Annotated in this window: 12 protein-coding genes; 5 read left to right on the top strand and 7 right to left on the bottom strand. The window is 42.5% G+C overall.

The window, feature by feature from the left end:
* Positions 1 to 284 precede the first annotated feature (284 nt).
* Together AK825_RS12215 and AK825_RS12210 are read left to right on the top strand one after the other, a co-directional pair.
* On the top strand, positions 285 to 710 hold the full coding sequence (locus AK825_RS12215) for a YbaN family protein (RefSeq protein ID WP_068037862.1): 426 nt from the start codon (positions 285 to 287) through the stop codon (positions 708 to 710).
* Between the two features lie 241 nt (positions 711 to 951).
* Positions 952 to 1,161 carry a cold-shock protein gene (locus tag AK825_RS12210; protein ID WP_010201661.1) on the top strand — a complete coding sequence of 70 codons (210 nt, stop codon included), beginning with the start codon at positions 952 to 954 and terminating at the stop codon, positions 1,159 to 1,161.
* Between the two features lie 399 nt (positions 1,162 to 1,560).
* Here the strand turns inward: AK825_RS12210 and AK825_RS12205 are convergent, their stop codons facing one another.
* Complete coding sequence (locus AK825_RS12205) at positions 1,561 to 2,646, bottom strand: YeiH family putative sulfate export transporter (RefSeq protein WP_068037860.1); 1,086 nt, start codon at positions 2,644 to 2,646, stop codon at positions 1,561 to 1,563.
* 191 nt (positions 2,647 to 2,837) lie between these two features.
* On the opposite strand from AK825_RS12205, the gene AK825_RS12200 reads away from it, so the two are divergent.
* A complete protein-coding gene (locus tag AK825_RS12200) occupies positions 2,838 to 3,779 on the top strand; it encodes a LysR substrate-binding domain-containing protein (RefSeq protein ID WP_068037857.1) in 942 nt (313 codons plus the stop codon).
* A gap of 123 nt (positions 3,780 to 3,902) precedes the next feature.
* Here the strand turns inward: AK825_RS12200 and AK825_RS12195 are convergent, their stop codons facing one another.
* Entirely contained in the window at positions 3,903 to 4,370 is a 468-nt protein-coding gene (locus tag AK825_RS12195; protein WP_068037856.1) for a universal stress protein, read from the bottom strand.
* 196 nt (positions 4,371 to 4,566) lie between these two features.
* Positions 4,567 to 5,028 carry a universal stress protein gene (locus AK825_RS12190; protein WP_068037855.1) on the bottom strand — a complete coding sequence of 154 codons (462 nt, stop codon included), beginning with the start codon at positions 5,026 to 5,028 and terminating at the stop codon, positions 4,567 to 4,569.
* A gap of 447 nt (positions 5,029 to 5,475) precedes the next feature.
* On the opposite strand from AK825_RS12190, the gene AK825_RS12185 reads away from it, so the two are divergent.
* Complete coding sequence (locus AK825_RS12185) at positions 5,476 to 8,553, top strand: insulinase family protein (protein ID WP_068037852.1); 3,078 nt, start codon at positions 5,476 to 5,478, stop codon at positions 8,551 to 8,553.
* Between the two features lie 74 nt (positions 8,554 to 8,627).
* On the opposite strand, the gene AK825_RS12180 is transcribed toward AK825_RS12185, so the two are convergent.
* Positions 8,628 to 9,191, bottom strand: a complete 564-nt coding sequence (locus AK825_RS12180) for an NUDIX hydrolase (RefSeq protein ID WP_068037849.1) — start codon at positions 9,189 to 9,191, stop codon at positions 8,628 to 8,630.
* 348 nt (positions 9,192 to 9,539) lie between these two features.
* Positions 9,540 to 10,055 (bottom strand): HPP family protein, encoded by a 516-nt coding sequence (locus tag AK825_RS12175; protein WP_227514072.1) that lies wholly within the window; start codon positions 10,053 to 10,055, stop codon positions 9,540 to 9,542.
* A 155-nt stretch (positions 10,056 to 10,210) separates the two neighbouring features.
* On the opposite strand from AK825_RS12175, the gene AK825_RS12170 reads away from it, so the two are divergent.
* Positions 10,211 to 10,948, top strand: coding sequence for a CoA pyrophosphatase (locus AK825_RS12170; protein ID WP_068037846.1), 738 nt, complete (start codon positions 10,211 to 10,213; stop codon positions 10,946 to 10,948).
* A gap of 176 nt (positions 10,949 to 11,124) precedes the next feature.
* Here AK825_RS12170 and AK825_RS12165 read toward each other — a convergent pair whose 3' ends face one another.
* Positions 11,125 to 12,504, bottom strand: coding sequence for an oxygenase MpaB family protein (locus AK825_RS12165; protein WP_068037843.1), 1,380 nt, complete (start codon positions 12,502 to 12,504; stop codon positions 11,125 to 11,127).
* Positions 12,505 to 12,648: 144 nt separating this feature from the next.
* The gene (gene nhaA, locus AK825_RS12160) at positions 12,649 to 13,848 is read right to left on the bottom strand and encodes a Na+/H+ antiporter NhaA (protein ID WP_068037834.1); all 1,200 of its coding nucleotides are present in this window, start codon (positions 13,846 to 13,848) and stop codon (positions 12,649 to 12,651) included.
* Between the last annotated feature and the right edge of the window lie 591 nt (positions 13,849 to 14,439).

The raw sequence follows: 14,439 nt of genomic DNA, 5'->3' as shown, positions 1-14,439 counted from the left end.
CCTCAGCATACAGCGGAACAAACATTTTATTCGTTTCAAGGCTGGTACTTACTGGCATATTTGATAATATTTCTTCTCTCATTTGAATCTTCCGATTTATTCGAACCCCAACCAAACATACCTCTTAATAGCAAAATGTCGCAAAAATAACCTTGCGCAGTTTCACACGTTATTGCATGCTTACACACTTATATAGATAGCTATCATTCTTCATTTAGATTCGTACTTGAATTCATATTTTAATTTTAGCTATCTACTTTCTATCGCCAACCGATATCACTTTCATGACTGAAAAGAAAAATGCCTTTTATTACCGACCAAAGACCAACCAGTCCGCTAACCCTACGGTGCGTTGGACTTTTCTTATCATGGGTTGGATATTCTTTGTTTTAGGTATTGTTGGGGTGTTATTGCCCGTAATGCCGACAGCGCCGTTTATATTATTGGCAGCGGGCTGCTGGGCGCGTAGCTCACGACGCTTTCACTTTTGGCTGATCAATCATAAGTTTTTTGGCAAGTTTGTCCGTGATTGGGAAGATAATCATGCCGTACCGCGCTACGCTAAGTGGCTTGCGACTATTATGATGGCATTATCTACAGCTATGTTGTTTTATAAAATACCAGCAGATATGATGTGGATGGCATGGGTGGTAGCCGTTGTATGTAGTGGGGTAGCGGTGTATTTGTTCCGCCTTCCAAACGCTAAATAAACACCAAATAGCGGATAAAAAGCACGATTTTATATATTCGTTTACATGAAATTTGAGATAAAGCTTGCGCTAATGGGATTAGCGTCTTATAATACGCTCAAGCTTAAGAGCAGTTCTGCACCAAATCATTACCTCGTAGTATTAGTTATAATCCTTCGTTTTAATATTTATCGTTCAGTAGCTATTTGCAAGCGTTACCGGTCACTAGGCCACAAATAAATTAAAAAGTAGGATTATTAGTATGTCAGATACTCAAAAAGGTACAGTTAAGTGGTTCAACGAAGCTAAAGGCTTTGGTTTTATCGCTCCAGAAACTGGCGCAGACGTTTTTGCTCATTACAGCGAAATCACTGGTTCAGGTTTCAAAACTTTGGCTGAAGGCCAAGAAGTTGAGTTCACTGTAACTCAAGGTCAAAAAGGCCCACAAGCCCATAACATCGTTGCTATCTAATTTATCTTTTATAGATAATAGTTAGAGCAAGATGAATAAAAAAGCGGACCTTCGGGTTCGTTTTTTTTCGTCTATGATTTAATGTAAGCTATTTAATGTCAAAAGTTTAATATCTATAATTTAAGCTTTATGCCAAATGGTTTGAAGTCAAAGTATAGAATTAAAAATGCCTACGTACTATTGCGATAGTCGTAGGCATTTTTGATTTTGGAAAATGTGATGAATGTTGAGCAATAGGTATAGTCGATCCACTATAAGATAAATACAGCACTACTGGGATAATTTTTCCTTGCTTGCTGTGCCTACGCAGACAGAGGCTGCGCAAAACTCATCCCAGTAGAGCGTTATAATTTTGTACTTCCTTTATTTAGGGCTGACTATATTAAGTAATTGAATCAGTTAGATAGAGCTAATGCCAATATTAATCAGACCACCGCCAACGATCAGCCAACCAAACATAATAGCGCCTAAGATGAGCGGCTTAACGCCAGCTTGCTTAATCGCGCTTAAATGGGTCGTTAAACCCAGTGCAAACATCGCCATCGTTAGCAAGACGTCATCTAGCATAACCATACTCTGCTCAAAGCCCTCAGACATTGGCACCCATGTATGCAGTATGACGATAAGAATAAAAATAAAGGCAAACCACGGTACGTTGACTTGTTTGACACGCGCTATAAACGACAACTTCTCATCGTTATTTTCATTGTCGCCCTTGGTTAAAGCAAAGGATAAGATAAGTAAAAATGGCGCAAGCATCATGACTCGTATCATTTTGGTCACGACAGCCGTATTCCCAACCTCAGGATTAATAGCATTACCTGCGACCACGACTTGCGCTACCTCATGTATGGTCGAGCCTGTATAAATGCCATACTGTTGGGCGTTTAGCCAAGGCTGTAACCAGCCGAGATGATATAAAAAAGGGTAGAGGAGCATAGCAATAGTGCCAAACACCACAACCGTTGCTACAGCGATAGTAACTTTATGCGCTTCAGCTTTGACCACTGGCTCTGCTGCAATTACCGCTGCTGCACCGCAAATACTAGCGCCTGAACCAATTAATAAAGTTGTTTTTCTATCGACTTTTAGCCACTTGGTACCCAACCAGTAGGTTAACAAAAAGGTTGAAGTCAGTACTAGCGCATCCGTCATAATCGCTGGCATACCAACGCTGGCGACTTGGGTCATCGTCAGCTTAAAGCCGTAAAACATAATGGCTAGGCGTAAAATCTGCCCTTTAGCAAAGCATACCCCAGCATTTAAGCGTTCAGCGAAATTAGGATAAACCGTATTGCCCAATAGCATACCGAGCAAAATTGCTAATGTTAATGATGATAGTCCAACGATACGGCCGTTCGACCAAGTGTCTAAACTGGTATTAAGCCATAAACAAAATAGGCTACCGATCAGAACCACAACCAGCCCTGCTAAGTGACGGTTAGTTGGAAAATAATGATTCACTGATTGGGCAAAAGCGTGCATAACGGACGCATCCTATTATAGAAAATCAAAATAAGCATAAGCTTATGAATAGACAGTATAAGCCAACCTGATTTATAATAAAAACAGATTAATAAGATATAAATTATCGAAATTTTAGGTTAATAAGGTATTATTAAGGAGTTAATATCAATAAATGATATTGAGAGGCTGGCATAAGGTGTAATTTAATAATGAAAAAAGCGATGCAGACGCTACCGAAGATTACGCTAAAACAATTGGCGGTATTTGTTAGTATTTATCAGACGGGTAGCACCAGTCGTGCTAGTGAGGAGTTGCACCTATCACAGTCGGCAGTCAGTAGCGCACTGACTGAACTAGAAGCAAGATTGCAGATGCCATTATTTGAGCGGGTAGGGCGCAGGCTCAATCAGCACCCTAATGCCCATCCCGTTTATGTACAAGCGCAAGCAATCTTGGGACAGTCACTAACGCTTGAGCATTATCATAAGTATCAAGCAGGGCAGATTCATATTGGGGCGAGTACGACTATCGGCAATTATGTATTGCCACCGCTGCTTGCCAAGCTATACGAGGCGCTGCCGGATGCCAATGTCGATATGTATATTGCTAATACCCAAGAAGTGGTTAGCGAAGTCGAGCAGTTAAATATTGATATTGCCTTAGTAGAAGGTATGCCGCGTCCGACAGATATGAAAGCCATTGAGCAAAGAGAATGGCGGACAGATACTTTGATGATCTTTGCTAAACGCGATAGCAAATGGTTGGTAGGTTTGGCTGATTATCAAGAAAATGAGAATCTTTATAATATTACGATAGCGCAGTTAGCCAAATTACCGCTACTAGTGCGTGAAGCAGGTTCGGGCACGCGGCAGATTATCGATGAGAAGTTGCTCAAGCATCTACCCGATGCCGAGGTCATTATGGCGATTCAACAGTCGGAGGCCATCAAGCATATGGTTAGTGCAGATATTGGCCTTGGCTGCCTATCGCAACATGTTATTGAGACAGAATTAGCGGCGGGCAAGCTGGTACAAGTAAAAGTAGCGGGCATTGATTTGTCGCGTACATGGTGGCTAGTTTGGCATAAAGCCCGTCACCAAAGCCCGATTTGGCAAACCTTTATAGATATTATTCAAGAACAAGGCAGTTAGACATATAGTACTAAACATAAAAAAGCGCGCCGTAGATATCTGTCTACAGCGCGCTTTCTTGTGTCTAATACTATGTATTTGATACTGTGCGTTTGATACTAAGTGCTATCTACGCCCAATAAATTAGCTGCGTTTTGACACTGGTTTATCAAGTCTGACCACTAAGCTATCACAGGGCACATTTGGCAAAATGTTATCAGCCGTTGCTCCACTTAGCCATGCAGCAATACCGTGACGCTCGTGGCGTCCGATGACCAGTAAATCAACGTCATGCTTATGACAATAATTAACGATACCTTCACTGTTAGAGATGGCGGTGGTTACTTCAGAATTTACCGCATTTAATTCGTTGCGCTCTAAAAACTTTGCCAGCTTTGCGCGCGCTTCTTGGCAGCGCTCATCGTCAATCTCATCGTATAAACTCGAGGCAGGTACCAACTCATAACCAAAGCCTACCATGGTATCTTTGACAATATGTAGTACCGATAGCTTGGAACCAGGACGATTATCAACGATGCGTTTAGCTTTTTGAGCAACTATGTCGGCGTCGGATAATAGGTCAGTAACCAGTAAAATATGTTGGTAAGTCATGAGGATCTCCTCGTAGCAAGTAGTCTTAACTATAGCACTACTATTGACTGCTGTTAAGTAATGGATTGTGGCCTTTAGATATGTACTGGCAAATAGTCCGCTATGCTTTTTGATAGGATTTAAGCATGTCTAATTTTGCAGCCAAACTTATAGAACCAAACTGATGCAGCCAAATGGATAGACAGTCATGCCAGAATTATTGGGGTACTGGCTGATCAAGTTTGACGACTAGGCTATCGCAAGGAGCATTGGGCAAGATATTATCTGCGGTTGCACCGATTAACCATGCAGCGATACCGTGGCGCTCATGACGTCCGATAATAAGTAAGTCAACGTCCTTTTTACGACAGTAATTAACAATACCTTCATCGTTAGAAATGGCAGCAGTGACCTCGGAATTGACTGCTCGTAAATTATTACGTGCAAGGAACTGTGCGAGCTTAGCCCGTGCTTCTTGCCAATGTTTGCCATCGACATCACCTGAGAGACTAGATGCGGGTACTAGCTCATAGCCAAAGCGCACCATGTCATCTTCAACGATATGCAGTACCGATAACTTAGCTTCAGGGGAGCCTGCGAGGATACGTTTGGCTCTTTGAGCGACTATATCGGCATCAGATAGCAAGTCGGTAACCAGTAAAATATGTTGGTAGCTCATAATGCGCTCCTATTAATAGTAACTTCATAGTAACAGTGCTGAACATCTTTGTTAAGGTTAAATCCATATTTTAGTTGTGGTAATTGTGTGGGTTCGGTTGTGAGGATGGTAATGAATGAGGTGGTCGTTATTAAGTAGTTGTTGCACAATTAATAAATGTTCATCAAGCCTTCATTAAACTGCTCGTAGTCATAGTTTGTCTCCTGCTGACTTGACTTATCAATGTGCGAGCCCCATCTATTAGCGCTAGGCCAATTATTTTAAATGATTAAATTTAAAAAATTCTCAGAATAATTTTGAGGTTCAACTCTTTTATAAGAGCTGACTATTTATAAACACTGTATAACTTATAACCACTGTACAACAGTTTTTATAACGACAATTTTTATCAATCTATTTACCCTGCTCGTAAGGGCATTATTTACATTATGAGCTTTAAGGACAACTATGACTGACACGCCATTTACCGCTGACTTAACTTTGCATCCAGCATTTGAGCTGATTGAGCATCGCCATATTGAGGCGCTATCAATGGATGTGCTGATCAGTCAGCATGTCAAAACGGGAGCGATGCACTATCATTTGGCGCATGCAAGTGATGAAAATGCCTTTTTGGTCGGCTTTCGTACCCAGCCAATGGATTCAAAAGGCGAGGCACATATTTTAGAGCATGTTGCTTTATGTGGTTCTGAGAAGTTCCCAGTACGTGATCCATTCTTTTCAATGATTAAGCGCTCGCTCAATACTTTTATGAATGCGATGACCGCTGCCGATTGGACAGCGTATCCGTATGCCACCCAAAACAAAAACGATTACTTTAACTTGCTTGCCGTGTATCTTGATGCGTCATTTTTCCCCAATATTCACCCGCTCGACTTTGCTCAAGAAGGTATTCGCGTAGAATTAGACGAAAATGATAAGCCGCAGTTTAAGGGTATCGTCTTTAATGAGATGAAAGGTGCCATGAGCGGTGAGATTGATCAGCTCTATCATGCGGTCGCTCATCATTTATTCCCAACGACGACGTATCACTATAATTCAGGTGGCGATCCTGCTGATATTCCTGATCTGACGCATCATGAGTTGGTTGAGTTTCATCAAAGCCATTATCATCCATCGAACAGTATCATCATGAGCTTTGGTAATATTCCGGTTGCTGAGACTCAAGCAAAAATACATGAAGATGCTTTGATTCAGTTTGAAGCAGGTAAAAAACACGTCTCGCGTCCGGAGCAGCGTTTGTCTGCGCCGATTAGTGCCACAGATACTTATACTGCTGACGAAGCTGGCCCTGATCAAACCCATCATGTGGTTGCATGGTTACTACCGTCGATTACCGATCCCAAACAGCGCCTTGCATTACGTTTGTTAGAAGGGGTGTTGATTGAGCATTCTGGTTCGCCGTTGCGTGCGTATCTGGATAGTCATCCGCTAGGAACCTCGCCAAGTCCGTTATTAGGACTGGACGACAGCCATTATGAGATGGTCTTTTATACTGGATTACGTGGCTCAAACCCTGAGCATGCCGAAGCGGTAGAGCAGGGCATTATGGACTTGCTGGCTAAAGTTGCTAGTACACCAATTGATGATGAAACTATTGAAACTATCCTACATCAGATTGAGATTGATCAACGTCATATCGGCGGTGATAGCATGCCTTATGGTCTGAATTTGATGTTAGAAGGCTTTAGTACAGCGATACATGATGGCAATCCTATCGATGTGTGGGAAGTTGATGAGCATCTACAATGGCTGCGTGAACAGGTAAAAGATGAGCAGTGGTTGCCTAATTTAATTAAACAGCATTTACTCGATAATCAGCATCGTGTCCGCGTGACGCTAACGCCTGACAGCGAAAAAACAGCCCGTCTCGTAGCAGCTGAGCAAACCCGTCTCGATACTATCGCGATGGATATGACGGCTGATGATAAAGATATCCTGCATAAACAAGCATTAGATTTGGCAGCGCGTCAAACTGCACCGGATGATTTGAGTTTATTACCGAAAGTTGGTTTGGAAGACGTACCAACGGATATCAGCTTTAAGCAAGGCACGCAAAAACAAGTACGTCTAAGCGGGCAAGACAGCACTTTATTTGAATATGAAGCGGGCACCAATGGCTTATATTATTATCAAGTAATTGTGCCGTTGACGGATGCGATTGGTCACGAGGATACAAGTGAGTTACCAGTTAATGAAGTCATTAATCATCCGCTATTGCCTATATATTTAAGCTTGCTGTCTGAGCTAGGTACGGACTCTTTAAGTGCTCATGAGCTGCAAGCTAAGCAAGCAGCGCATTCATCAGGGGTGACGGCGCGTATCAGCCAGCGCACGGACATTGATGATAGCCAATCAATTAGTAGCTACTTTGTCGTAGCGACGCGCGCGCTTAATCGTAAACCTGAAGCCATTGATTTGCTCAAAGAAGTGATGGAGCATAGCGTCTTTACTGAGCATGATCGTATCAAAGAGATCTTGCAGCAGCGTCAAGCAGGCTGGCAGTCAAACCTTGCGGGCTCAGGACATGCTTATGCGATGCAAACCGCCAGTCGCGGTATGAGTCGTCAAGCGCAGCTAGAGTATGTACGCAGTGGCTTACCGGCACTTAATGCGCTTAAAGAGTTTTTAACGCATGCGAGTCAAGATGATGCACAATGGGATCAGCTAGCAACCAGTTTGATGGACTTACATCAGCGTTTAATTAGCTTACCCAAACATGCCGTTATCATTTGTGAAGCGGAGCAAACCGAACGCTTAAGCAACTTGATTATCGATAGCTGGAAAGACAGCCGTGCACCAGAGCTAGCTGAAAGGTTAAAAGGTTCTGATGCGGGTATTGAAGATAATATCCCAAGCGAGTTTGCGGATTTAAAACTAGACTCAGCTCTAAATGGTGAAAAAGACGCGGTCAGAGCGCTAGAAAGTGGTACTACTGTCGATGTGGAGGATTTAGCTTGGCTAGTTCCGACCAACGTTTATCATAATGCTAGCGCCTATACCGTTCCAGCTGCTGATCATCCGGACACGGCAGCACTAATGGTGTTAGCGCCTTATCTGCGTAATGGTTATCTGCACAGTGCTATCCGTGAGCGCGGTGGTGCTTATGGTGGCGGTGCTGGTTACGATGCCAATGCTTGCTCGTTTAAGTTCTTTAGCTATCGTGATCCGCATTGCGCTGAAACTTTTGCACACTTCGATGCCAGTATCGAATGGTTACTGAATGAGCCGCAAACAGATGAGCAGTTAGAAGAAGCTATCTTGGGGATTATCTCAGGTATGGATAAGCCAGGCTCTCCAGCAGGCGAAGCTGTTAAAGCTTGTTTTGCTGACCTGCATAATCGCGGTGCAGACTGGCAACGTAAAATGCGCGCATCGATTTTAGAAGTGACGGTCGATGACTTGCAGCGCGTGGCCAAGCAATACTTGCAAGGGCAAAAACATGTGCGTGCGGTACTCGCGCCATATGATAAAGAAGATGAGATCAAAAACTTAGACTTTAAGGTTTGCAAAATTAAAAGCTAAGAGGCTTTATTACAGAAGAGATAATGCAAAAAAAGCCAAGCGTAATGCTTGGCTTTTGCTATTTCGTATACAATTTAATAGCGTTTAATACTTTGATCCTTACCGATAAGATCTTGATGAATAGGGAAGTCGGACAGCTCATCAAACTGCTTACGATCAGCAAAATAGCTTGTCAAGGTGCGACGTACTGCTTCAAAAGCAATGGTATCCCATGGAATGTCTTCTTCACTAAATAATGCACAATCAAGGCTTTCAGAGCCGATACCGTAGGCACCATCCTTTAGATCGGTCAAATATATACTGTAGATTTGACCAATATCTGGAATATCATAAATGCAATATAAATTCGGATTGATTACCACCGCATCAGCTTCTTCAAAGCTCTCGCGTGCTGCGCCTTCAGCCATCGTTTCACCATTTTCCATAAAGCCCGCTGGTATGGTCCATAAACCATATTGAGGTTCGATAGCGCGGCGGCATAGCAGTACTCTGTCTTTATACACTACCAAGGAGCCACAAATTACTTTTGGGTTTTCGTAATGAATATAACCACAATTTGGGCATACCAAGCGCGGTATATTATCAGTAGCTGGTATTTTGCGTTCTGCTTCATGACCGCATTCTAGACAATAGCGCATATCAACTGCCTTATTTTGATGAAATAACAAGAGAGATAAGTGGTTTTTTGATTTTTTGAATATGTTTATCGGTGTGGTGCTTTTATAAGTATAACCACAAGATATAATTCTAGTTCTAAACTTTATCTTAAGATAGCATAAAACAGCGCAGTGCTGAATGTTGGTAACATGAACACGTCATTTATCAGCAATAGAGCAAACATGCCTTAAATTAAAAGTTGTTAATATACTAGTTAATAGGGTATGACTGCCCTGTTTAGGAACAGCCAGTCACGTAAAGCTTACGTAGTGGTGACTAGACAGCGCTAATTTAGGCTATGATAAAAGCTAGTATATAGCTTAGCGAAACTACCAATACCTAGGATAATGTCTGCCTCTGCCGATGTTGTTATAAATCAAGGCAACGACTACTAAGGCGAGTGCACCTATCAAAGTTGGTGTGATTAAAAAGTGCCACTTAACACCGCCCAGCATGACGATTAATGGATTTGAACCTGCTGGCGGGTGCGGTACTCGAAACAGTAGCATGAGGGCAATAGCAGTACCGACAGCGAGTGCCAAGCTCCACCACTCAATACCGAATATAGACATAAAAGATAAACCAGTGAAAGTGGTAATAAAATGACCACCAACGATGTTTCTAGGTTGAGCAAACGGGCTTTCTGGATAAGCAAAAATAAGCAGACAGCTAGCGCCAAATGAGCCCAAAATCATGGCGACATTTTGCCAACTACTAATTAAGGCCAGTGCTGCTGTTGCCAGCGTACCGCCTAGCCAAGCAAGCCCAATAATAAATAAGGGTAATCGTTGGGGGCAGTCATCGATTTTGCCTTGCATCTTATTTAATGAAAAAATCTTATTCACTAGCGTTTCCTAAATAATATACTGATAAATTTAGCTACTTGATTCATGATAAGTCTTCTTTTTGAGACTTTTTTATGGATAACCTAACTTAGTGACACTTCTTAATAAAACTTCTTAACGACACTTAATACTGATAAAAATATAGGCCGATTATAATGTTAATACATCCGCAGTCTGCAAGTTTTGATGAACTGTCAGTCGTTGTACCAACGTTGATTCGTCAACCTACACTCAGAAAGTTGGCTGAGCGGGTGCAGCATGAGACCTTAAATGCAGTCACCAGTCCAGCGATGTATAGCTCTTACAATACCTCTCAAAGTGCTCGAATTTTAGACAGTCTATATCAGACACCGATTGCTGATGCCTCGATACTGGTCGCCATCACCCATGAGCGCCATCCAAAGCTGCTACTAACGCGCCGCGCTGCACACATGAATAGTCACGCTGGGGAAGTGTCATGCGCTGGTGGTAAGTATGAAATAGGCGATGGCAATAATGTCGTCACCGCCTTACGTGAAGCTTGTGAGGAGACTGCACTACCGCCAAATAAAGTACAGCTGCTCGGTCAATTACCTATTCAAACCTCTAAAAGTGGCATGAGTGTGCGCCCAATCGTAGCTCTCATTGCTCCAGGCTTAGTGTTGGTGCCTGAGATGGGGGAGATATCGCGCATCTTTTGGGCAGATTTTGAAAAGTTACTCACGCAGCCAACCGTAGAATATTCGGTAGAGTACACGATGCAGGATGAAACCTCGACCATACTCACACCCAGCTGGCAAGTGGAGGGTGAAACAGTGTGGGGTCTGACGGGACGCGTCATTGCCAGCCTACTAGAAACTGGGTTTGATCGGCAGCTTGAATGGTATTACCGTATACAAAACACAAGGCTGTGAAGGTTATAGTCTTATAGCGTCTAACCTTTTAATATACACTTATTTAACGTAGAACCCTTTAACACAGAGCATCACCAAACACGCTTTTTGTGGATTTATTATAGTTATTGTCGACGCTATTGATAATGGTTCAGGATATTCTATTTACTACTAATAATATTCTTGAGCTATGTTTTTTATTTATAGTAGTCATCATTTTTCTTAAGCCACCAGTTCATGTTATCTTGGCGCTTAGCGCGGAACTGCTCAAGCTTGTCAGCAACAGCACTATTGTGTTGGCGAGCCGTATCAAGAGCGAACAAGATAGGCACTGAAGACAGTACCCCAAAACGTATCTTTGATTTGGGCAATTGTAGTCCATCACCAACATCATCACCGACTATGGTGCGTGTCACACTAGCATTGACCATCTCAACGAAGCGTCCACGTCGATTGTCCTCACCCATTAGCTGGCGTGGCAAATCGTGCAAGGCTTTGGCAAGTGGTCTGCCCATTTTAAAGTCAAGCTGCTGAATGGATAAATAAGTATATAGCCATTCCCAGCAGGCGGCTTCATCTTTTGGCAAACGCTGCAAATCAACACCCATCCAGTAGCTGGCAAGATTCCACAGATGCAAGATGCCCTCAGCTTCTTCTGTGCTAATCCGTGCTCCCAGCAGCTGCAATCCACGCATAATTAATAGTGAAAACTGCAAGTGAGTCGCAATCATATCTGTCTGATTAATGGGAATGCCCCAATAGGCCGTATTCCAAGTACCATCAGGATTATGATGTTGATCGGCATTTGGTATGACGCCTGCGGCAGCATTGCCTTTACCTTTAAGTAAGTTTTGGCGTACCAATGTATGAATCTGACGTACATGGATTGACTGGCGCCAGCCCTCAGAGCCGATCGCTAATACTTGGTCAATAGGTTTGCGGTTATTATTATGATTATGATGCGCGCTAGAGTCTAGTTGTGGGTGTTCAGATACCGCTAGGATATAAGCGTAGGTACGCATCAAGCGTGGTAGAGCGTCATGCATCAAGGCACCGGTCTGAATGAGCGGTAGCGAGAGAGCAGGGATGCTGTAGCCTGCCATTAGTGCAACGTTACGCAGTAGCCAAATGAGCATCAGCGGATAACGGCGATAGGCGACCGCACCAATTTGCGCAAGCTTGGGATCAAACCAATCAGGGTGACTGCTAAATTGCTCAGTTAATGAGCTAAATGATGGGTTAGTAGTAAGGTCAATATTGATACTAGGATTTACGTTACCATCGACTATCAAATTCTGTAGCGGACGGCCAAAGCGAATCCCATCAGCCGCCAACGCATCCGCCAGCGGATCACCAATATCGTAACCAGCTACTATCTCCTCTAATAAATCTTGCGAGATAGTGAAGTCTTTAGGTAGCAAGTAACGCCTGATACGGCGTAGGACTTGTAGATCACTATGATCTGTAATGGCAGTAGTACGCCCATGACGCTGATAGCTCGCTACAGATTTTTTATGCTGTATAAGCTGCTCATTAGAGATGTCGGTATCACTTTTAGAAGGAGTTTTGGGTTTCATATTTATAATGTACCATCATAGCTGGCGCTACTGATAATCAAATGCGCTAACAGTTGTTATAAACTGTTAGCGCATTATGAAGCTCAATTTATATCATAAGACTCATAATAGTTACTGCCTATATCCAAACCTTTGGTACAAATATCAATGACGAGTTAAATCCACTGATGTCCCGCTGACACTATCTTTTAAGCTTAGTTTTAGCATGATGTAACCAGCAATACCAGATACGATCGAGCCCATAATGATGCCTAAACGTTCATCGAATAGCGTGGTATCGCCAGCAAATGCCAAGCCACCGATAAATAAGCTCATGGTAAAACCAACACCGCACAGTAAAGCGGCACCATAGATTTGCTTGTAATTCATACCTCTTGGCATGGTTGAGATACCAAGTTTAAAGATCAACCAGCACATGACCATTACGCCTATCTGCTTACCGATGAATAGACCTGCGGCAATACCAAGTGGCACTGAATGAAATAGCTCAGCAAGACCTGCACCTTTGAGCGATATACCAGAGTTGGCAAAGGCAAATAATGGCAGAATACCAAAGGCAACGGTATTATGTAAATCATGCTCTAGCTCTTCAAGCGGTGAGTGTTCAGGATCAGTACGGTCGAACATAGGAATAAATAGTGCTAAAACCACCCCTGCTAAGGTTGCATGAATACCGGATTTGAGTACTGCAATCCACATAATGACACCGATGAGCAGATAAGGCGTAATGCTGGTGACGTTGCGACGATTAAGTAAATATAAGAAAGGCAAACACAAGCCTGCGACCGCTAATGACTCTAGTGATAAGTCATTGGTATAAAACAAAGCGATGATTAAAATCGCCCCAATATCATCAAAGATAGCAATTGATACTAAGAACACTTTTAATGAGTTGGGTACGCGGTTACCTAAAAGACTCAAAATACCGAGAGCAAACGCAATATCAGTTGCTGCTGGAATTGCCCAGCCTTTCCAAAACTCAGGCTCACTATAGTTGAACATTAGATAGACAATGGCTGGCATAATCATGCCGCCTAATGCAGCACCAGCAGGTAATATAATCTGCTTAACGTTAGATAACTCGCCAATGAGCACTTCGCGTTTGAGCTCAAGTCCGACTAAGAAAAAGAAAATCGCCATGAGACCATCATTTATCCAATGATGAGCGTCTTTGGCAATTGCAAAGTCGCCAATTTGAATGGCGACGGGTGCATGAATAAAACCTTGATACCAAACACTAAGGGGGGAGTTGGCAATAATCATTGCAGCAATAGCCGCCAACGCTAAGACAATACCGCCTGCTGCCTCAAATTCAAAAAACGCTTTAACCCTTCGTATTGCCATATCATCCTCATTTGCTAAATACGTACAGTAAACTCAAACGCCTATCTATCAACTACGTAATATTACGGATAGCTCGCTTCAGTTTCTCATAATTTCATCAATATAAACAATAAAATGCGTTAAACAATATATATCAGTCTACCGCGCAAGGTCATGACAGGCGATATAAAGACAATAATATGATTGATAGCGCTACTACGACCAGTTAAATATCTTTGGCCTAAAGACTTCTTCCTTGAAGTCTTTTTATTGCTATAAGGTATTCTATGTTTTGCTATAGATACTCGCAACAGCCATTATTAGGATATGACAGTCTAGCTATTTTTCTAGATAGCTTTGCGACCGCCATCATAAAATATAATGCCGTGACATGATAGTGCCCATAGACAGATAGTGTTTACCGCTCAGTAGGCGGATACTAACTAGTAAATCTAACAGACTTTGTTACGTTTTGGTTTTTTTTATAGTTTTAACTCTATAATAGGCCGCATCTATTTGCGAATTAACTGCTTTTCAATAAAACTCTCAACTTATTCTTTATTCTATTTTGATATTCATGTTGATGTTAATGAGCTCTAGGCTAATAGTCTA

The organism is Psychrobacter sp. P11G5 (genome assembly GCF_001593305.1).
Taxonomy (GTDB): domain Bacteria; phylum Pseudomonadota; class Gammaproteobacteria; order Pseudomonadales; family Moraxellaceae; genus Psychrobacter.
Note: the sequence above shows the minus strand (reverse complement) of the source record. Positions and strands in the feature narration are given on the sequence as shown.

Coding starts and splice junctions, on each gene's coding strand:
- AK825_RS12215 (WP_068037862.1), top strand. CDS start 285: ATGACTGAAAAGAAAAATGCCTTTTATTACCGACCAAAGACCAACCAG.
- AK825_RS12210 (WP_010201661.1), top strand. CDS start 952: ATGTCAGATACTCAAAAAGGTACAGTTAAGTGGTTCAACGAAGCTAAA.
- AK825_RS12205 (WP_068037860.1), bottom strand. CDS start 2,646: ATGCACGCTTTTGCCCAATCAGTGAATCATTATTTTCCAACTAACCGT.
- AK825_RS12200 (WP_068037857.1), top strand. CDS start 2,838: ATGAAAAAAGCGATGCAGACGCTACCGAAGATTACGCTAAAACAATTG.
- AK825_RS12195 (WP_068037856.1), bottom strand. CDS start 4,370: ATGACTTACCAACATATTTTACTGGTTACTGACCTATTATCCGACGCC.
- AK825_RS12190 (WP_068037855.1), bottom strand. CDS start 5,028: ATGAGCTACCAACATATTTTACTGGTTACCGACTTGCTATCTGATGCC.
- AK825_RS12185 (WP_068037852.1), top strand. CDS start 5,476: ATGACTGACACGCCATTTACCGCTGACTTAACTTTGCATCCAGCATTT.
- AK825_RS12180 (WP_068037849.1), bottom strand. CDS start 9,191: ATGCGCTATTGTCTAGAATGCGGTCATGAAGCAGAACGCAAAATACCA.
- AK825_RS12170 (WP_068037846.1), top strand. CDS start 10,211: ATGTTAATACATCCGCAGTCTGCAAGTTTTGATGAACTGTCAGTCGTT.
- AK825_RS12165 (WP_068037843.1), bottom strand. CDS start 12,504: ATGAAACCCAAAACTCCTTCTAAAAGTGATACCGACATCTCTAATGAG.
- nhaA (WP_068037834.1), bottom strand. CDS start 13,848: ATGGCAATACGAAGGGTTAAAGCGTTTTTTGAATTTGAGGCAGCAGGC.